Source organism: Clostridium sp. 2218st1_F5_2218SCRN_220325 (assembly GCF_039062665.1).
Classification (GTDB): Bacteria; Bacillota; Clostridia; order Peptostreptococcales; family Peptostreptococcaceae; genus Intestinibacter.
In genome coordinates, this window is the sequence record NZ_JBCLNH010000009.1 from 16,711 (window position 1) to 36,045 (window position 19,335).

Annotated in this window: 21 protein-coding genes, 1 pseudogene and 1 riboswitch; of the genes and pseudogenes, 19 read left to right on the forward strand and 3 right to left on the reverse strand. The window is 29.8% G+C overall.

Annotated elements, in window-relative coordinates:
* Nucleotides 1–75: 75 nt before the first annotated feature.
* Nucleotides 76–765: a hypothetical protein gene (locus ABCM86_RS06955; RefSeq protein ID WP_343003737.1), complete on the reverse strand. Its 690-nt coding sequence runs from the start codon at nucleotides 763–765 to the stop codon at nucleotides 76–78.
* A 42-nt stretch (nucleotides 766–807) separates the two neighbouring features.
* On the opposite strand from ABCM86_RS06955, the gene ABCM86_RS06960 reads away from it, so the two are divergent.
* The 18 genes from ABCM86_RS06960 (at nucleotide 808) to ABCM86_RS07045 (ending at nucleotide 17,961) form a co-directional block, all read left to right on the forward strand.
* On the forward strand, nucleotides 808–1,152 hold the full coding sequence (locus ABCM86_RS06960) for a TetR/AcrR family transcriptional regulator (protein WP_343003738.1): 345 nt from the start codon (nucleotides 808–810) through the stop codon (nucleotides 1,150–1,152).
* 54 nt (nucleotides 1,153–1,206) lie between these two features.
* Nucleotides 1,207–1,365 (forward strand): TetR-like C-terminal domain-containing protein, encoded by a 159-nt coding sequence (locus ABCM86_RS06965; RefSeq protein ID WP_343003777.1) that lies wholly within the window; start codon nucleotides 1,207–1,209, stop codon nucleotides 1,363–1,365.
* A gap of 269 nt (nucleotides 1,366–1,634) precedes the next feature.
* Nucleotides 1,635–2,837: a nucleoside transporter C-terminal domain-containing protein gene (locus tag ABCM86_RS06970; protein ID WP_343003740.1), complete on the forward strand. Its 1,203-nt coding sequence runs from the start codon at nucleotides 1,635–1,637 to the stop codon at nucleotides 2,835–2,837.
* A gap of 27 nt (nucleotides 2,838–2,864) precedes the next feature.
* Nucleotides 2,865–4,055: a phosphopentomutase gene (gene deoB / locus ABCM86_RS06975; RefSeq protein WP_295571804.1), complete on the forward strand. Its 1,191-nt coding sequence runs from the start codon at nucleotides 2,865–2,867 to the stop codon at nucleotides 4,053–4,055.
* 110 nt (nucleotides 4,056–4,165) lie between these two features.
* Nucleotides 4,166–4,831, forward strand: a complete 666-nt coding sequence (gene deoC / locus ABCM86_RS06980) for a deoxyribose-phosphate aldolase (protein WP_195931871.1) — start codon at nucleotides 4,166–4,168, stop codon at nucleotides 4,829–4,831.
* A gap of 18 nt (nucleotides 4,832–4,849) precedes the next feature.
* Complete coding sequence (locus tag ABCM86_RS06985; RefSeq protein ID WP_295571806.1) at nucleotides 4,850–6,151, forward strand: pyrimidine-nucleoside phosphorylase; 1,302 nt, start codon at nucleotides 4,850–4,852, stop codon at nucleotides 6,149–6,151.
* A 433-nt stretch (nucleotides 6,152–6,584) separates the two neighbouring features.
* The gene (locus tag ABCM86_RS06990) at nucleotides 6,585–7,256 is read left to right on the forward strand and encodes a hypothetical protein (protein ID WP_343003741.1); all 672 of its coding nucleotides are present in this window, start codon (nucleotides 6,585–6,587) and stop codon (nucleotides 7,254–7,256) included.
* 179 nt (nucleotides 7,257–7,435) lie between these two features.
* Nucleotides 7,436–7,657: a hypothetical protein gene (locus ABCM86_RS06995; protein ID WP_195930463.1), complete on the forward strand. Its 222-nt coding sequence runs from the start codon at nucleotides 7,436–7,438 to the stop codon at nucleotides 7,655–7,657.
* Nucleotides 7,658–7,776: 119 nt separating this feature from the next.
* A complete protein-coding gene (locus tag ABCM86_RS07000) occupies nucleotides 7,777–7,986 on the forward strand; it encodes a hypothetical protein (protein WP_195930461.1) in 210 nt (69 codons plus the stop codon).
* 69 nt (nucleotides 7,987–8,055) lie between these two features.
* A complete protein-coding gene (locus ABCM86_RS07005) occupies nucleotides 8,056–8,931 on the forward strand; it encodes a DNA-3-methyladenine glycosylase 2 family protein (RefSeq protein WP_195930459.1) in 876 nt (291 codons plus the stop codon).
* A 275-nt stretch (nucleotides 8,932–9,206) separates the two neighbouring features.
* On the forward strand, nucleotides 9,207–9,494 hold the full coding sequence (gene groES / locus ABCM86_RS07010) for a co-chaperone GroES (RefSeq protein ID WP_022070910.1): 288 nt from the start codon (nucleotides 9,207–9,209) through the stop codon (nucleotides 9,492–9,494).
* A 26-nt stretch (nucleotides 9,495–9,520) separates the two neighbouring features.
* Entirely contained in the window at nucleotides 9,521–11,146 is a 1,626-nt protein-coding gene (gene groL / locus ABCM86_RS07015) for a chaperonin GroEL (protein ID WP_195930457.1), read from the forward strand.
* Nucleotides 11,147–11,426: 280 nt separating this feature from the next.
* Nucleotides 11,427–12,170, forward strand: coding sequence for a nickel pincer cofactor biosynthesis protein LarB (gene larB, locus ABCM86_RS07020; RefSeq protein ID WP_295571815.1), 744 nt, complete (start codon nucleotides 11,427–11,429; stop codon nucleotides 12,168–12,170).
* A 181-nt stretch (nucleotides 12,171–12,351) separates the two neighbouring features.
* Entirely contained in the window at nucleotides 12,352–13,089 is a 738-nt protein-coding gene (larC, locus tag ABCM86_RS07025) for a nickel pincer cofactor biosynthesis protein LarC (RefSeq protein ID WP_295571817.1), read from the forward strand.
* Between the two features lie 29 nt (nucleotides 13,090–13,118).
* Nucleotides 13,119–13,523 carry a nickel insertion protein gene (gene larC / locus ABCM86_RS07030; RefSeq protein ID WP_295571819.1) on the forward strand — a complete coding sequence of 135 codons (405 nt, stop codon included), beginning with the start codon at nucleotides 13,119–13,121 and terminating at the stop codon, nucleotides 13,521–13,523.
* A 75-nt stretch (nucleotides 13,524–13,598) separates the two neighbouring features.
* Nucleotides 13,599–13,700: riboswitch (purine riboswitch) on the forward strand.
* 254 nt (nucleotides 13,701–13,954) lie between these two features.
* Nucleotides 13,955–15,424 (forward strand): IMP dehydrogenase, encoded by a 1,470-nt coding sequence (gene guaB, locus ABCM86_RS07035; RefSeq protein WP_295571821.1) that lies wholly within the window; start codon nucleotides 13,955–13,957, stop codon nucleotides 15,422–15,424.
* Entirely contained in the window at nucleotides 15,424–16,959 is a 1,536-nt protein-coding gene (gene guaA / locus ABCM86_RS07040) for a glutamine-hydrolyzing GMP synthase (RefSeq protein WP_195930441.1), read from the forward strand. The genes guaB and guaA overlap by 1 nt, the downstream gene beginning before the upstream one ends.
* Nucleotides 16,960–17,406: 447 nt before the next feature.
* Nucleotides 17,407–17,961 carry a hypothetical protein gene (locus tag ABCM86_RS07045; RefSeq protein WP_295571824.1) on the forward strand — a complete coding sequence of 185 codons (555 nt, stop codon included), beginning with the start codon at nucleotides 17,407–17,409 and terminating at the stop codon, nucleotides 17,959–17,961.
* A 129-nt stretch (nucleotides 17,962–18,090) separates the two neighbouring features.
* On the opposite strand, the pseudogene ABCM86_RS07050 reads toward ABCM86_RS07045, so the two are convergent.
* Together ABCM86_RS07050 and ABCM86_RS07055 are read right to left on the reverse strand one after the other, a co-directional pair.
* Nucleotides 18,091–18,465: pseudogene (locus tag ABCM86_RS07050) on the reverse strand (FtsX-like permease family protein); the annotation flags it as partial.
* Nucleotides 18,407–18,685: a response regulator gene (locus tag ABCM86_RS07055; RefSeq protein ID WP_295571826.1), complete on the reverse strand. Its 279-nt coding sequence runs from the start codon at nucleotides 18,683–18,685 to the stop codon at nucleotides 18,407–18,409. The gene ABCM86_RS07055 and the pseudogene ABCM86_RS07050, both read right to left, overlap by 59 nt.
* Nucleotides 18,686–18,878: 193 nt before the next feature.
* Here ABCM86_RS07055 and ABCM86_RS07060 point away from each other — a divergent pair, with 193 nt between their 5' ends.
* On the forward strand, nucleotides 18,879–19,256 hold the full coding sequence (locus tag ABCM86_RS07060; RefSeq protein ID WP_295571828.1) for a hypothetical protein: 378 nt from the start codon (nucleotides 18,879–18,881) through the stop codon (nucleotides 19,254–19,256).
* Nucleotides 19,257–19,335: the final 79 nt, after the last annotated feature.

Below are 19,335 nucleotides of genomic sequence, written 5' to 3' on the forward strand. Positions count from 1 at the left end.
AGGAAAATTTTATTTATAATAGAAAAAGAGGCTTATAGCCTCATAATAAACCACACATTTTACACGTGGTTATAATTAAAATTTAATTGTCACATTTAATAAATTATTTGCATCGCCAGCTGTTTTTATAGCAGTTTCGATTTCATCTAAAGGAAACTCATGGGTAATTATTTTTTCTATATCCCATTTTCCACTTTTCATAATATCTATAACATCTTGTACATCTTCGGGTATATATCCACCAGAGCCTATAATACTTTTTTGTGAATAAATTAAATGTAAAAGATTAAGGTTACGGATAGATTTATTAACAGCTACACATACAAAGCGACTTTCTATTTTGCCTTGCTCCATAAATATATCCAAGATTTCATCAGCTCCACTAGCATCAATAAAACCATCTATATTGGCAACTTCTCCATTTAATGAAGATGCACTTGCAAGCCCAATTGTACCACAACCAAACACAACAAAATTTTCACCTTGTTTTGGTTGTGCACGTCTTGCAGCTCTGCACCCAACTGTAAATGCTTCAATAAGACAAGCGACTTTATCAGAGATAGAATCATCAATATTATATAAAGAATAATTTTTCTTTGCATTTGGAATCTTTATATATTCAGAAAATCCACCAATTGTTCCTGCTCGTTTTGTATCTCCAGTTGCAAAACGAGGGTATGGATAAACACGTTCACTGACTTTAAATTCTGTGACTTTATCTCCATAATTAATATTATGGTTGTATATAATAATTGAATCAATCATCAATACTGCGATTTGTGTTGGAATAATAAAAAGGGGTGCTTTATGAATAAGAAAAATAATCATAGATTTCGTGAAACAGAAATTCGTATGCAAACATCAATGCTAGAAATTATGAAAAACACAGAATTAAAAAAAATAGCAGTAAAGAAAATATGTGAAAAAGCAGGGGTAAATCGCTCTACATTCTATGCACATTTTATTGATATTTACGATATGCTCGATAAAATGCAAATAGAATTGAGGAAGGAACTATTAGAGAGTTATAAGGATGCAGGAAAATATACTATATTTTCACAAGAATCGTTTATATTCTTTCTAAAACATATAAAAAAACATAAATACTTTTATAAAATCAATTTAAGTACAAGAAATACTTTTCCGATTTAAGACGGATATGAAGAGGTATTAAATATAATAAAACCTAGATGCGAAAAACATGGTATTAATGATGAAGAAGAGATACTATATTATTTTATATATTTTCAAGCTGGATTTACTATGATTTTAAAGCATTGGGTAGATACTGATTGTATAGCTAGTGAAGAAGAAATCGCAGCTATAATAAAAAAATGTATACCAAATATATTTACTGAAATATAACGAAAAAACAATAAAAACATACAATACTTTATTTGAATTTATCAATATTTTTACGGAAACTACAATAATTGACATTAAAAGAGTGTGATGTTAGAATCTTAAATGCAACCTAGTGTAAAAATTTAAACTATATTTTAATTTAAAATATAGAAATTCATAAATTTACGAATTTCTATTTACATATAATACGGATAAATGCTTAATATATGTAAAAACTAATTATTGTTAAATAAATATAAAGAAGTAAACTTAAGAAAGGTAAAGGCCAAATGAAAATATTAATAAATTTATTAGGTATTGCAGTAGTTATGGGCATTATGTATTTGTTATCATCTAGCAAAAAGGATATACCATACAAAACAGTAATAAAAGCCTTTTTAATTCAAGTTCTAATAGCTTTCATATTAGTAAAATTCTCTTTAGGAAGACTTGTAATTGAAAAAGTATCTGCTGTAGTAACACAAGTATTAAGTTATGGTGCTGAAGGTATTACATTCGTATTTGGAAGTCTTGCTGATGCATCATCGCCAACCGGATCTATTTTCGGTATACAAACATTAGGAAATATAATCTTTATTTCAGCATTAGTAGGTGGTTTATATTACCTAGGAATATTAGGATTTATAGTTAAAATAATAGGAACAATCGTTGGGAAACTATTAGGAACAAGTAAAGTTGAAAGTTTCGTAGCAGTTGCCAATATGTTCTTAGGACAAACAGAAAGTCCAATATTAGTAAGTAAATATCTAGGATCTATGACAGAAAGTGAAATAATGGTTGTTTTAATATCTGGAATGGGTAGTATGTCTGCTACAATAATAGGTGGATATGTTGCATTAGGAATACCTATGGAATATATCTTAATAGCAAGTGCATTAGTTCCATTTGGAAGTATAGCGATATCAAAAATGTTATTACCAGAATTAGAAGAAGCACAAAATATTGAAGATGTAAGCATAGATAATAAAGGTGATAATGAAAATCTTATAGGAGCTATAGCAGAAGGTGCAATGAATGGTCTTCAAAGTGCTTTAGCAATAGGAGCATCTTTAATAGCTATAATCGGTTTAGTAGCATTAGTAAATGGTATCCTAGGTGTATTTGGTATAACTCTACAACAAATATTCTCATATATATTCTCACCAATAGGATTCTTAATGGGACTTGATGGAGGAGAGATACTTAGAGCAGGACAATTATTAGGTGAAAAATTAGTATTAAATGAATTTGTTGCATTCCAATCATTAGGAGAAGTAATAAAATCATTAGACTATAGAACTGGTTTAGTTATGGCTATTTCACTTTGTGGTTTTGCAAATATATCAAGTATGGGAATTTGTATATCAGGTATATCTGCATTATGTCCAGATAAAAGAAAAGTTCTATCAAAATTAGCATTTAAAGCTATGATAGGTGGATTTGCAGTAAGTGTGTTAAGTTCAATGGTAGTTGGATTAATAACACTATTCTAAAATTAATTTATTTAGGAAGTGATAGATATGAAAAAATACAATAGAGTCTTTGTCTTAGTAATTGATTCATTAGGAATAGGACAAGATGATACTTCTAAAAACTATGGAGATATAAATGTAGATACATTACTACATATATCAGAATCAGTAGATTCATTCAAAATACCGAATCTACAAAAACTTGGATTAGCAAACCTACATCCAATAAAACATGTTGATAAAATAGAACATCCACTAGGTTATCAAATGAAACTTAAAGAAGCTAGTATAGGGAAAGATACAATGACTGGTCACTGGGAGATGATGGGACTTCATATAACAAAACCATTTAAGACTTTCACAGATACAGGATTCCCACAAGAATTACTAGATGAATTAACAGAAAAAACAGGTCACAAAATAGTAGGAAACAAAAGTGCAAGTGGAACAGAGATACTAGACGAACTTGGTGAACACCAAATGAAAACTGGTGATATGATAGTTTACACTTCAGCAGATTCTGTTTTACAAATATGTGGGCATGAAGAAACTTTTGGTCTAGATGAACTTTACAGATGTTGTGAAATAGCTAGAGAATTAACTCTTAGAGATGAATACAAAGTAGGTAGAGTAATCGCAAGACCATACGTTGGAACAGGAAAAGGACACTTCACTCGTACAAGCAACAGACATGACTATGCATTAAAACCATATGGAAGAACTGTTTTAAACGAGCTAAAAGACAACGGATATGACGTTATATCTGTAGGAAAAATAAGCGATATATACGATGGTGAAGGAATAACTGAATCTAACAAATCTAAATCTTCTGTTCATGGAATGGAACAAACATTAGAAATAATGGATAAAGATTTTAAAGGATTATGTTTTGTAAACTTAGTTGATTTCGATGCTTTATGGGGACACAGAAGAAATCCTGTTGGATATGCTCAAGAACTTGAAAAATTCGACGTTAACTTAGGAAAAGTTATAGATAAATTAGGGGAAGATGATTTATTAATAATAACTGCAGACCATGGTAATGATCCAACATATGAAGGAACTGACCACACTCGTGAATACGTTCCATTCTTAGCTTATTCACCAGCTATGAAAAAAGGTGGAATATTAGAAGAAAAAGATACTTTTGCAACGATAGGTGCAACAATAGCTGACAACTTCAATATAAATATGCCAGAAAACACAATAGGGACATCAGTATTAGAAGAACTTGTATAATAAGTAATTTCAATACTAAAATTAAGAAAAAACTAATCAATATAGTTAGTTTATAAATAAATTAAAATATAGGTAAAAGGCAATATAAGCTAAAGAAAGTAGGTAGTATAATGAATACAGCAGAAATATTAAAACACGTGGATCATACATTATTAAAGCCAGTAGCAACATGGGAAGATATACAAAAAATATGTGATGAATCAATAGAATACAACACAGCATCAATATGTATACCAGCTTGTTACATATCTCGTATAAATGAAAAATACGGAGATAAAGTTAACATATGTACAGTAGTAGGGTTCCCTGTTGGATACTCAACAACAGAAGCAAAAGTTTTAGAGGCTAAACAAGCTATAGAAAACGGAGCAAACGAAGTAGATATGGTAATAAACATATCAGATGTTAAAAATGGAGATTATGACAAAGTTACAGCTGAGATTAAAGCAATAAAAGAAGCTGTAGGAGATAAAATATTAAAAGTTATAATCGAAACTTGTTTCTTAACAGAAGAAGAAAAAATAGCTATGTGTAAATGTGTTACAGATGCAAAAGCAGACTACATAAAAACATCAACTGGATTTGGAACTGCTGGTGCAACTATAGAAGATATAAAATTATTCAAACAACACATAGGAGAAAATGTAAAAATAAAAGCTGCAGGTGGAGTTAAAACTGTAGAAGACCTTGAAATGTTTATAAATGAAGGTTGTGAAAGAATAGGAACAAGTTCTGCAATAAACTTAATAAAAGGTAAAGAAGCACAAGGATACTAAAATAAAGAGGAAATAGATATGCGTTTTGTAGATGTTATAAATAAAAAAAGATATAACGAAGAATTAACAGACCAAGAAATTCAATTTTTTGTAGATGGTGTAACAGATGGATCTATACCTGATTATCAAATAAGTTCATTACTTATGGCTATAGTTTTAAATGGAATGAACGAAAGAGAAACTTCATACTTAGCTAAAGCTATGATGAACAGTGGTGATGTAATAGACTTATCTTCAATAGAAGGTATAAAAGCTGACAAACACTCAACTGGTGGAGTTGGCGATAAAACATCAATGGCATTAGGTCCACTAGTTGCAGCTTGTGGATTAAAAGTAGCAAAAATGTCTGGTCGTGGACTTGGACATACAGGTGGAACACTTGACAAATTAGAATCTATAGAAGGATTCAATTGTTTCTTAACAGAAGAACAATTCAAAAAACAAGTTTCAGAAGTTGGAATAGCTATAATAGGTCAAACTGGAGATTTAGTACCAGCTGACAAAAAATTATATGCTTTAAGAGACGTTACTGGAACTGTTGAATCTATTCCGCTAATTGCATCATCAATAATGTCTAAAAAATTAGCATCTGGTTCAGATACTATATTATTAGACGTTAAATATGGTGAAGGTGCATTTATGCATACTATAGAAGATGCAACAAAATTAGCAGAAGCTATGATATCTATAGGAAATAGCTTAGGTAGAAATACAATGGCTATGATAACAGATATGAACCAACCTTTAGGAAACACTATAGGTAATGCAATTGAAATAAGAGAAGCAATAGAGACATTAAAAGGTCATGGACCAGCAGATTTCACAGAACTTTGTATGCAAGCTGCTGAAATAATGCTAATTCAAGGAAAAGTTGCGAAAGATAAAGACGAAGCTAGGGTGATGTTAGATGAAGCAGTATCTTCAGGAAGAGCATTCGAAGTATTTAAAGAAATGGTTAAAGCTCAAGGTGGTAACGTAGATATGATAGAAAATCCAGCGTTATTACCACAATCTAAGTTTAAAACAGAGATAAAAAGCAAAGAATCAGGAAATGTTAAATTACTTCACTCAGAAAAACTTGGTATACTAGCTATGCAACTTGGTGCAGGTAGAGCAACTAAAGAAGAAGATGTAAATCATGCTGTTGGAATCGAGCTTGCTTGCAAACGTGGAGATAAAGTTAATGAAGGTGAAACAATATGCGTTGTTTATCACGATGAAGAACTAAAACCACAATGGATTGATGAACTTTATCATGCATTTGAATTAACTGATGAGGAAGTTGCACCTCAACCAATAATAGAAAAAGTATTATCATAATTTAAATATAAAAATTATACAAATTTATGATTATATTTTAGATATAAATAGGATATTAGAATAGATTATCTATTTTAATATCCTATTTTTTTTAATTCTAAGGAAAATCTACATTATCTGGTTTGTGGATAATGTAGATTTTCCAACTTATTACCTGAAGCAACGGACGAAGTCGTTGGCGCCATGAGCGAAGCGAATTTTGATAAAAATCTTATAATTTATCTTAAAAATTTAATATAAAGGTAATTTTTTCATAATAGAATTATATATAAATTAATTGATAGTACATATACAATAAATTTTATATGTAAAAATAAATAAATGTAAATCGATAAGTGTAAAATAGAAAGCAAATGTTTGCAAAAATGATAAAAATTGGTTAATATATATAAGGCAGAAAAAATTACAAAGGGAGATTTTTATGGGGAATAAAATGAAAAAGAGTAAGCTGCTAAAATTTATAGGGATGATTTTAGTTTTAGCGGTAGTAGTTTTTTCGAGTATTATGGCATATAAAGAGGTTATAATACCTAAAAAATACAATAAATATATAGAATTAGGGAATGAACATATAGCTGAAGAACATTATAGACAAGCAATATATGATTTTGAGAGTGCACTTAGGATAGATAAAAATAGTATAGAAGCACTCTTGGGACTCTCCAAAAGTTATGTAGGGATAAGTGATGATGAAAAAGTTAAAGAATGTGTTATGAAAGCACAATCTTTAGATTTAAAGGATGAAAACTTAGTTTTAGAAATTTTAGACATAGTGAGTAAAAATGACAGAGAAACGATAAGAACAGTTGTTGAAAATTATATAGAAGAAGTCGGATATGATAATGTATCAGAAAGATTTCAATTAACTGTATTTCAAATGACAAATAAGAATGAATTAAGTGAATGTATTGATAGAGCTGAAACCATCTACAAAAAATTAGATAGAGGCAAGGTTAATAATGAGTTATTAGACTATAAAGTAACATTAGATGCGTATATAAAAACAGGAAAAGAAGTTAATGATGGGTATTTTTATACACAAGATGAAGTTAATCAAATGACAGAAGCATTGAAAAAACTGATATCTAGATTTAGTGAGGTTTAGCAGGGATTAACTGCTTTGATCTAATATATATAACGAGGGAGAAATTTATGAACAACAATCAATCAAAAAACGCAACCCATTAATTATTGTGGTAGCAATTGTAGCTTTAATGGCAGTAGCATTTTCAGGAATTACTGTCTATGCTAAGGTTATACAACCTAAAAAATACGGGGAATATATTGAGCAAGGGAATCAATATTTCTTCTTATTTCCCAGATAAGGCACAAGAAATAAGAAATTATAGAAATGCTTTTGAACAAGAAAAATATAATAGAGAACAAAGTGCAATTGAAGATGCTAAATTAGCTGGTGGCGGAAATGGATGGGTCTTAGATGTAATAAGTCAGAATAGAGATAGTGCCAGAGAGAAATGCTATGAAGTAATAAATAAATATATGTAAAAACAAAAACTTCAGCCAAAACAGGCTGAAGTTTTTTTATTTAATATTATAATTAAGTTATTTATAAGCTAATATTGATATAAATAATATATAAGTTGATAAATTTAGGGGTGAATAATATGAAAATAAAAATTTTTAAAGATTTTATTGGAGACGGATTTGAAACTACAGAGATAGAAAATACGGTAAATAATTTTATAAAAGACAAGCAAGTTATTGATATAAAGCCAACTATGATTTATGATCATGAAATTGGAGAAGGATTTATAACTATAACTATATTGTATGATGATATTAAAAATAAAAATAACGATTATAAGTTATTGTAATTAATCTACCTAACCAGGGTATAATTAAAATAATAGTAAAAAATAGATAAAGTAAGAGGAGAAATCATAATGAAAGTAACACAACAAGGTAACACTGTAATATTAGAAGACGTAAAAAATTTTAACCCTAAACATATATTTGAATGTGGACAATGTTTCAGATGGATAAAACAAGAAGATGACTCATACACAGGTGTGGCAATGGGCAAAGTGATAAACGTTAAACAAGAAGGAAACAAAATATATTTAGATAATACAACAAAAGAAGATTTTGATAACATATGGTATGACTACTTCGACTTAGGAAGAGATTATGAATCAATGGTAAATACATTAAAAGTAATGGATGAGCATTTAGAAAAGGCTACAGAATTTGGCGAAGGAATAAGAATATTAAAACAAGATGGATGGGAAATGCTTATTTCTTTCATAATATCTGCAAATAATAGAATTCCAATGATACAAAGAGCTATAAATAACTTATCAAAAAACTTTGGAACATATATAGGAGAGTATAAAAATCAAGAATATTATGCATTCCCGACACCACAACAATTAAACAAAGCAACTATAGAAGAAATTAGAGCATGTTCAACAGGATTTAGAGATAAATATATAAAATCAACTGCTCAAATAGTAAATGATGAAAATATAGATGTACTAGAATATAGAAAATTACCAACGGCTGAATGTTTAAAAGAATTACTTAAATTTAATGGAGTTGGTCCAAAAGTAGCTGATTGTATAGCTTTATTTGGTATGCAAAAATACGATACATTCCCTGTTGATGTTTGGGTAAAGAGAGTAATGCAAGAATTCTACGTTGAAGAGGATTTAAGTTTAACTAAAATTAGAAAATTTGGTATAGAGAAATTCGGAGATTTAGCAGGATTTGCACAACAATATTTATTCTATTATGCAAGAGAATTTGGTATAGGAAGATAATTTTTATAAAAGTAATAGAGGATATATTAAAACAAAAAAGAATATATAAAAGCATGCGAAATTTTATTTGAAAAAATTTACTGTAAACTCATAATAATTTGAAAAAAAATCCAATTATAGGTTGAAAAAATGAGTAAAATAGTATAATATAATAATTGTTAGCACTCTTGGTTAAAGAGTGATAAAATTGGAAAATAATAAATAAATTCTATACAAAAAGAATTTTTAAGATGTACTTAACACAAAGATTTTTATATAAATAGGAGGAATGGGACATGAAAATAAGACCATTAGCAGACAGAGTTGTCATTAAAAAATTTGAAGCTGAAGAAAAAACTGCAAGCGGTATAGTATTACCAACAGCAGCTAAAGAACAACCACAAATGGCTGAAGTTATAGAAGTAGGACCAGGTGGTATAGTAGATGGAAACGAAGTAAAAATGGAAGTTAAAGTAGGAGATAAAGTTATCTTCTCTAAATACGCTGGAAACGAAATAAAAGCAGATGGGGAAAATTACATAATATTAAGACAAAGCGATATATTAGCTATAGTAGAATTATAATATTATAAGTAGGAGGATGAATTAACATGCCAAAAGAAATTAAATTTGCAGAAGATACTAGAAGAGCTCTTGAAAGAGGGGTAAATAAATTAGCAGATACAGTTAAAGTTACATTAGGACCAAAAGGTAGAAATGTTATACTTGATAAAATGTATGGTGTTCCACTAATAACAAATGATGGTGTAACAATAGCTAAAGAAATAGAATTAGAAGACAGATTTGAAAATATGGGTGCTCAACTTGTTAAACAAGTTGCAACTAAAACTAATGATGTAGCTGGTGATGGGACTACTACAGCAACAGTTTTAGCTCAAGCAATCATAAGAGAAGGTCTTAAAAACGTAACAGCTGGAGCAAACCCAATCTTAATAAGAAAAGGTATAGCTAAAGCTGTAGAAGTAGCAGTTGAAGAATTAAAAAATCAATCAAGAATAGTTGAAACTGACGAAGCAATAGCTCAAGTTGGTGCTGTATCTTCAGGTGATGATGAAATAGGTCAATTAATAGCTGAAGCAATGAAAGTTGTTGGTAGAGATGGTGTTATAACTGTTGAAGAATCAAAAACTATGAAAACTGAATTAGACACTGTTGAAGGTATGCAATTTGACAGAGGATTTGTTTCTGCATACATGGTAACAGATGTTGATAAAATGGAAGCTGTTTTAAACGATCCTTTCATATTAATAACTGACAAGAAAATATCTAATATTCAAGAAATATTACCATTACTTGAACAATTAGTTAAAACAGGTAAAAAATTATTAATAATAGCTGAAGACGTTGAAGGTGAAGCATTATCTACATTAGTAGTTAATAAATTAAGAGGAACATTTGATGTTGTTGCTGTTAAAGCTCCTGGATTCGGTGACAGAAGAAAACAAATGTTAGAAGATATAGCAATACTTACTGGAGGTACAGTAATATCTTCAGAAGTTGGTTACGAATTAAAAGAAGCTGACTTAAGCATGTTAGGTAGAGCATCTTCAATAAAAGTAACAAAAGATAGCACTACAATAGTTGATGGAGCTGGAGAAAAAGCTAACATAGAAAACAGAATAAACCAAATAAAACATTTAGCTGAAGAAACTACTTCTGATTTTGATAGAGAAAAATTAATGGAAAGACTAGCTAAATTATCTGGTGGAGTTGCAGTAGTTAAAGTTGGTGCAGCTACAGAAGTTGAAATGAAAGAAAAGAAATTAAGAATAGAAGATGCTTTAAATGCAACTAAAGCTGCTGTTGAAGAAGGTATAGTTGCTGGTGGTGGTACTGCACTTGTAAGTGTTATACCAGCAGTAGAAAAATTAATATCTGAATTAGATGGCGAAGAAGCTATAGGTGCTAAAATAATAAGAAAAGCATTAGAAGAACCATTAAGACAAATAGCAATAAATGCAGGTCTTGAAGGTGCTGTAATAGTACAAAATGTAATAAATGCAGATCCAGAAGTAGGATTTGATGCATATAAAGAAGAATATGTAAACATGATAGAAGCTGGTATAGTTGACCCAACTAAAGTTACTAGAAGTGCTTTACAAAATTCTTCATCAATAGCAAGTGTATTCTTAACTACTGAAGCAGCAGTTGCAGAAATTCCTCAAAAAGAAGATCCAGCGGCAGCAGTTGGTGGCGGAATGCCAGGAATGATGTAATCTAACTCATTATATTAAAATTTAAAATATCGACTCGAAATTAATGCGCTATATCATAATAGTTTTGTGATATGGTGCTTTTTTTATTTTAGAAAATCTATTGAGATTAAATGGAGATTAGGTATTTAAAATTTATATAACGTATAGGAAATTATACTTATAAATTGTATAAACTAGGTAAAAGGATATTTCTAAATAAAGATGTAAGTGTTACAATATATGTAAATTATAAGGGAAATATATGGTGATATTATCATAGAGAAAGGGGCACAAAGTTAATATGGATGTAAAAAAATTATTAGAAGCAGTTAAAAATGATGAAATAGATATAGATACAGCGATAACTAAATTAAAAGATTTACCTTATGAAGATTTAGGTTATGCAAATATAGACCATCACAGAGAGATTAGAAATGGGTTCCCAGAAGTCATTTACTGTGAAGGAAAAACAGATGAACATATAATAGGGATAGTAGATGTTTTACTTAAAAAACAAAGCAATGTACTTGGAACAAGATGCAGAAAAGAGACTGCTGAAAAATTAAAACAGATATACGACAATGTGGAATATGATGAATTATCGAGAGTATTAATGATAAAAAATCATGAGATTGAAGTGGTAGGAAAGGGTACTATAGCAATACTTGCAGCAGGTACATCAGATATAGCAGTGGCGGATGAGGCTTATTATACTGCTAAATTTTTAGGAAATAAAGTAGAGCGAATATATGATGTAGGTGTAGCTGGGATACATAGATTATTAAATAAAAGATACCTTATTGAACAAGCAAGGGTAATAGTTGCTGTGGCAGGGATGGAAGGCGCATTACCAAGTGTTGTTGGAGGAATGGTAGATGTACCAGTAATCGCTGTTCCAACATCAGTTGGATATGGTACAAGTTTTAATGGACTTACTGCGCTTTTAGCAATGTTAAACAGTTGTGCATCTGGAATATCTGTAGTCAATATAGATAATGGATTTGGAGCAGGATATTTAGCTGCTACTATAAATAAATTAAAATAATTATAAATATTGTGGGAATTGAGAAAATTGAATTGATATTATAAATTAAAAACAAATTAAAGTAATTTGTGAAAATATAAAAAATATTATTCGAGTAAAATAATATAGAAATAATCGATATAAATAAATAATTTATTAAATATATAAAAATACATAATAAAACAATACGGGGAGAAAATACATGCAAGAAGAAAAGATTTTATATTTTGATATTATAAGTGGAATATCAGGGGATATGACTTTAGCAACATTACTAAATCTAGGAGTTCCAAAGGAAATATTTTTAAAAGAGTTGGACAAATTAAACCTAAACAAAGAATACAAAATAGAAATAAATGATAAATTTGAAAATGGAATAAGAGGAACAAACGTAAATGTTATAGTAAATGAAGGTCATGTACATAGAAACTTGATAGATATATATGACATAATCGACAATAGTACATTAAACGACAAAATAAAACAAAATGCGAAAGATATCTTTATGGAAGTTGCAAAAGCAGAAGCAAAGGTACATGGGACATCTATCGACAAAATACATTTCCATGAAGTTGGAGCAATGGATTCAATAATCGATATAGTAGGTTCATGTATACTAATAGATTTACTATGCATAGACAAAATATATGCGACAAAAGTACCATTAGGATCAGGTTTTGTTAAGTGTGCACATGGAATAATTCCAGTACCAGCACCAGCAGTCGTAGAAATATTAAAAGACGTACCAGTTAAATTTAACAATGTATCAGGTGAATGTACAACTCCAACAGGAGCAGCAATTATAAAAACTATGTGTGATAAATTTATAGACGAAATTGAATTTGAAACTAAACAAATAGGATATGGAATCGGACATAAAAAATTTGAAGTTCCAAACATGCTAAGAACATTTATAGGTGTAAAAAAAAAAAGAATATAGTCTGGGAGATTAATGTAAATATAGACGACATGTCTTCAGAAATATATTCTCACATATACGAACAAATTTTAAAGCAAGGTGCATTAGATATATATACAGAAAGTATTTTTATGAAGAAAAATAGACCTGCATATAAGATTTGTATACTGTGCAAAGAAGAAGATTTACAAAAACTTATAAACCTCTTAATCCTTGAAACATCAACGTTTGGAGTGAGATATCATAAGCTAGAAAGAACGGTTATAGATAGAAAATTTGAAAGAATAAATACAAAATACGGTGACATACAAATAAAGTTAGGTTACTTAAATAATAAACTAATTAAAGCGACACCAGAGTATGAAGATTGTAAAATAATGGCTAAAAGGGAAAACATACCTCTAGTTAAAGTTTTTCAAGAAATAAATTATTTAATAGCCGAAAAATTTTTTTAAAATTGTTGACAACGTTCATTAATTTTGATAAATTAATATTCAATTAATTGAACAAATTAATTTAAATGAAAAAATAAAGCTAATTAATAAATCACTCGTATATGCTCAGTAATATGGTCTGAGAGTTTCTACCTAGATGCCGTAAATATCTAGACTATGAGTGGAATTATTATATCTGCGACATCTTTAAGTAAATCCGCCGGCCGATATTTATCCCAGCGGATTGGCTATATCAGTGATGTTAAAAGCCTTTATAGTAATTTCACTTTTGTTAAAATTGATGGAAGTTACTATAGAGGCTTTTTTGATATAATTTTTTAAATTTTATAAGATAAATGAATATATATTATTTTAAATAATAATTAAAATTACAATATTTAAAATATTTTAAAATTAACATAATCAATTAACTATGAAAGGGGTAATGTAAAATGGCAACTATCGTAAAAGAAGGTTTAACTTTCGATGACGTATTATTAATTCCACAGAAATCAGAAATAATACCATCACAAATCGATATTAAGACTAAATTAACAAAAGATATTGAACTAAATATTCCGTTAATGAGTGCTAGTATGGATACAGTTACAGAATCTAAAATGGCTATCTCTATGGCAAGACAAGGCGGTATCGGTATAATTCATAAAAACATGTCAATAGAAGAACAAGCTTCAGAAGTAGATAGAGTAAAAAGAAGTGAAAGTGGAGTAATAGTAGACCCATTCTCTTTATCTAAAGGTCACACAATTCAAGATGCAGATAACATAATGGCAAGATATAAAATATCAGGCGTTCCAATAGTAGATGAAAACAACATATTAATCGGTATAATTACGAATAGAGATATCAAATTCGAAACAGATATGACTAGACGTATAGAAGAAGCAATGACAACTAAAGAACATTTAGTAACTGCAAGAGAAGGTATAACTCTAGAAGAAGCTAAAGATATATTAGGTAAACATAGAATTGAAAAATTACCAATAGTTGATGAAGAAGGTCATTTAAAAGGATTAATAACTATAAAAGATATAGAAAAGAAAATTCAATACCCTAATTCAGCAAAAGATAAAAAAGGCAGACTGCTTTGTGGAGCAGGTGTAGGAATAACTAACGATTTATTAGAGAGAGTAGATGCTCTTTATAAAGCAAAGGTTGATATAATAGTTTTAGATAGTGCACATGGACATTCACAAAATGTAATAAATGCCCTTAAAAAAGTAAAGGCTGCATATCCTGATCTTCCGGTTATAGCGGGTAATGTTGCAACAGCAGCAGGTTGCGAAGATTTAATAAAAGCTGGTGCAGATTGTGTTAAAATAGGTATGGGACCTGGTTCTATATGTACAACAAGAGTAGTTGCTGGTATAGGTGTACCACAAATAACAGCTATAATGGATTGTTATGAAGTAGCTAAAAAATACGATATACCAATAATAGCAGACGGTGGTATCCAATATTCTGGAGATATCGTAAAAGCTTTAGCAGCAGGTGCTAATGTTTGTATGATGGGATCAATGTTCGCAGGAACTGAAGAAAGTCCAGGAGAAATAGTATTATATGCAGGTAGATCATACAAAACATACAGAGGTATGGGTTCTATAGCAGCTATGGAAGATGGTTCAAAAGATAGATACTTCCAATCAGGACAAAAGAAATTAGTTCCAGAAGGTGTAGAAGGTATGGTTGCTTACAAAGGGAAAGCAGAAGATATAGTATTCCAAATGATAGGCGGAATAAAATCAGGAATGGGATACTGTGGAGCACCTACAATTGAACAATTACAAGCTAATGCAGAGTTTGTAAAAATAACAGCAGCTTCTTTAAAAGAAAGTCATCCACACGACATAAAAATAACTAAAGAAGCACCAAATTATAGTACGCAAGGAGATATGATGTAATGAAACATGAATTAGTGCTTGTTATAGACTTCGGAGGTCAATACAATCAGTTAATAGCTAGGAGAGTTAGAGAAAATAACGTATATTGTGAAATAATCTCTTACAAAACAGACATTGAAGAAATAAAAGCTAAAAATCCAAAAGGGATAATATTCACAGGGGGACCAAATAGTGCATACTTAGAAGATTCTCCAAGAATGGCAAAAGAAATATATGAAGCAGGTATACCAATATTAGGTATATGCTATGGTATCCAAACTATGTGCCATACTTTAGGTGGTGTAGTTAGAAGAGGTACTGCAGCAGAAAAAGAATACGGTAAAACTGCTATAACATACAAAGAATCAAAATTATTCGAAGGAATAACAACTAATTCTGTATGGATGAGTCACACTGATAGAATAGACTCAGTTCCAGAAGGTTTTGAAATAATAGCATACACTGCTGACTGTCCAGTTGCAGGTATACAAAACGTAGAAAAGAACTTATACGGAGTTCAGTTCCACCCAGAAGTTGAACATTCACAAGAAGGATATATGATAATCAAAAACTTCTTATACAACATATGTGGTGTTAAAGGAGACTGGACTACAGATTCATTCATAAAAGATAAAATCGCTGAATTAAGAGAAACTATAGGAGATAGAAAAGTACTTTGTGCATTAAGTGGTGGGGTTGACTCATCAGTAGCTGCAGTACTTGTTCATAAAGCTATAGGTGATAACTTAACTTGTGTATTCGTTGACCACGGTCTTTTAAGAAAAAATGAAGGTGACGATGTAGAAAGAATATTCAGAGATACTTTCGACATGAACTTAATAAGAGTTAACTGTGAAGACAGATTCTTATCAAAATTAAAAGGTGTTACTGAACCAGAAGCAAAAAGAAAAATAATAGGTGAAGAGTTCATAAGAGTATTTGAAGAAGAATCAAATAAACTTGGAAAAATGGACTTCTTAGTTCAAGGAACTATATACCCTGATATAGTAGAAAGTGGATTAGGTGGAGAATCTGTAACAATAAAATCTCACCACAACGTTGGAGGACTTCCTGAAGATGTTGCCTTCGAAATAGTTGAACCACTTAAAGAATTATTCAAAGATGAAGTTAGAAAAATAGGTTTAGAACTAGGAATAGAAGATAAACTAATATTTAGACATCCATTCCCAGGACCAGGTCTTGGAATAAGAGTTATCGGTGAAGTTACAAAAGAAAAATGTGACATATTAAGAGAAGCTGATGCTATATACATGGATGAATTAAGAAAAGCTGGTCTATATAGAGAAATATGGCAAGCATTCGCAACATTACCAGATGTTAAAACAGTTGGAGTTATGGGAGATGAAAGAACTTATGCTTACTTAGTAGGTTTAAGAGCAGTTGCATCTTCTGACGGAATGACTTCTGACTGGTACAAAATACCTTATGATGTATTAGAAAAAATAGCTAACAGAATAGTTAACGAAGTTGATGGAGCTAACAGAGTTGTGTATGACATAACTTCTAAACCTCCTGGAACTATTGAATGGGAATAAGAACTTCTAATAGTTTATACACTGTTAATAGTTAAAAATAAAAAGTAATCTTAAACATTAAAAGCCCTTATGATATTATTTTGGTCCAAATATATCATAAGGGCTTTTTCCTTTAAGAATGTTAATTTATAGAACTAATAAAGATTTTGAATGATTTCAAATCAGGTATATTTGGATAATTTTAAACAAGGTATATAGTAACGATAATACTTACAGAGAGAGAGGGGTAAGACCTAATCAACAACATAAGTATTAACAGTAATAGTTGTAGAATAGTAAGTGTAAAAAATTCTTGATTTTATTATTGTGATTCTGTAGAATTGAAAAGGATAATGGTAAGTTAAGGTGGGGTTTATAGACACTTGGCGAACCTAATGTTTTTGAAATATGTAGGAAATATATTTTCCTCAAAGCAAGTATACAATACACCACAGGAGGATATAGTAGATGAAATCAATTTATTTACTACTTACGAGATCTGACACATACGTGTCTAAGACAATTGGATTAGCTACATCAGATAAGTATACACATATGTCTATATCATTTGATGAAAAGTTAGAGCCTTTATATAGTTTTGCGAGAAAATATAAAAGGACACCATTGCCTGCTGGAATAAGACATGAAGCTTTATATAGTGGATTTTATGAAAAATGTAACCATATTCCATGTGCCTTATATGAATTGAAAGTAGATGATGAAACATATGAAAAAGCCAAAAATCATGTTGATGATATGATGGAAAATGCAGATTGTTATAGATATAATGTTTTAGGATTGCTTTTATGCAGAATGAATATTGCATATGATAGAAAAAGTCATTATTTCTGTTCAGAATTTGTTAGTGAAGTTTTAGAGATGAGTAATGCATTAGAACTTCCGAAGCATCCTAGTTTAATGCGACCAGCTGATTATACAAAAATCGAAGAATTAAATTGCTTATTTGATGGAAAACTACATGAATTAAAACGTAGTATACAACCAGATTATGAGTATTGTTAAAAAATACCCTTGTGCAGAATTTAAAAAACTGTACAAGGGTATTTTAATTGGATAAGAAAATTATTTGAATAAGAAAATTATATTTTTATTAAAAATATAAGAAATTATTTTAAGTTTTTAAATTTAAGTTTATTCACTTCTAAGTGAAGTGACAGGGTCTTGTTTGGCAGCTGCTCTAGAAGGGAACACACCACCGATTAAAGTAAGTACTACACTTAATACAATCAGTATTAAAGCACTTGATACTGGTAAATATGCATTAACATCAGTCGTACCTAATAAAGCGTGTATGATTGCATTACCTGGAATTAATAATAAGCATGCAGTTCCAACACCGATTAATCCTGAGCAAAGACCAATTATAAATGTTTCAGCAGTGAATACTTGTGATACATTACGTTTGCTAGCACCTATTGCACGAAGTATACCAATTTCTTTTGTTCTCTCAAGGACAGAAATATATGTTATAATTCCTATCATTATTGAAGAAACAACTAATGAAACCACTTTTTCTAAGTTGTTTAGTTAATTCATAGCCATCCATTTTTGGCATCATAACATCACAAATCATCAAATCAATATAAGATTCATGTATAATTTTAAGCGCGATTTCACCATTTTGGGCAGTATAAACTTTATATCCATTGTCGCTCAAAACCGTACAATATAATTCACTTAATTCTTTATCATCTTCTACTATAAGTACAGAAAACAAAGTAATCACCCTTTCTTTTTATATATTTGTGTCATATTATTTCTTAAATATTTTATCAAGTTTTTATCAATTTAACCTCAACTAATTAAAACTTTTATTAATAGTTAAAATATGAATATTAAATAAATCCTTTCATAAATTAAAAGTAGTAAATAATATAAATTTTTCATAAGGTTTATCCATAATAAGGGGGAGGGATATAATGAAAAAAATATTACTTATTTTAGCATCAGCCTTATTAGCAGTAATGTTGGTAGCTTGTGCAACGAATATAAAAAATTATGAGGGAACATATAAATTAAAAGAAATACATGTGGATGGTAAAGTTGTTAAGAAGGGTGATAAACTTTGGAATTTGACATATGGTGAAGACGGAGGAATGATAATTGAGCTTAAGGGAAATGGAAAAGGAATTATTAGAATGATTGGTTCAGAAGATGACGAATTTGAATATACAATAGAAAATCAAAAAATTATTATGACAAATGAAGGGGATTCAGTAGAAGGAAATATTAAAAGTAACAGTATAGAATTAAAAAACTGGAAGACTGAGTTGTTAATTTTTGAAAAGGTTGGATAGGGATAATTTGACTTATAACCTTAGCTAGTTAATATACTATTTAATTTAAATAAGTGTTATAATTATTTCAGAAAACAAC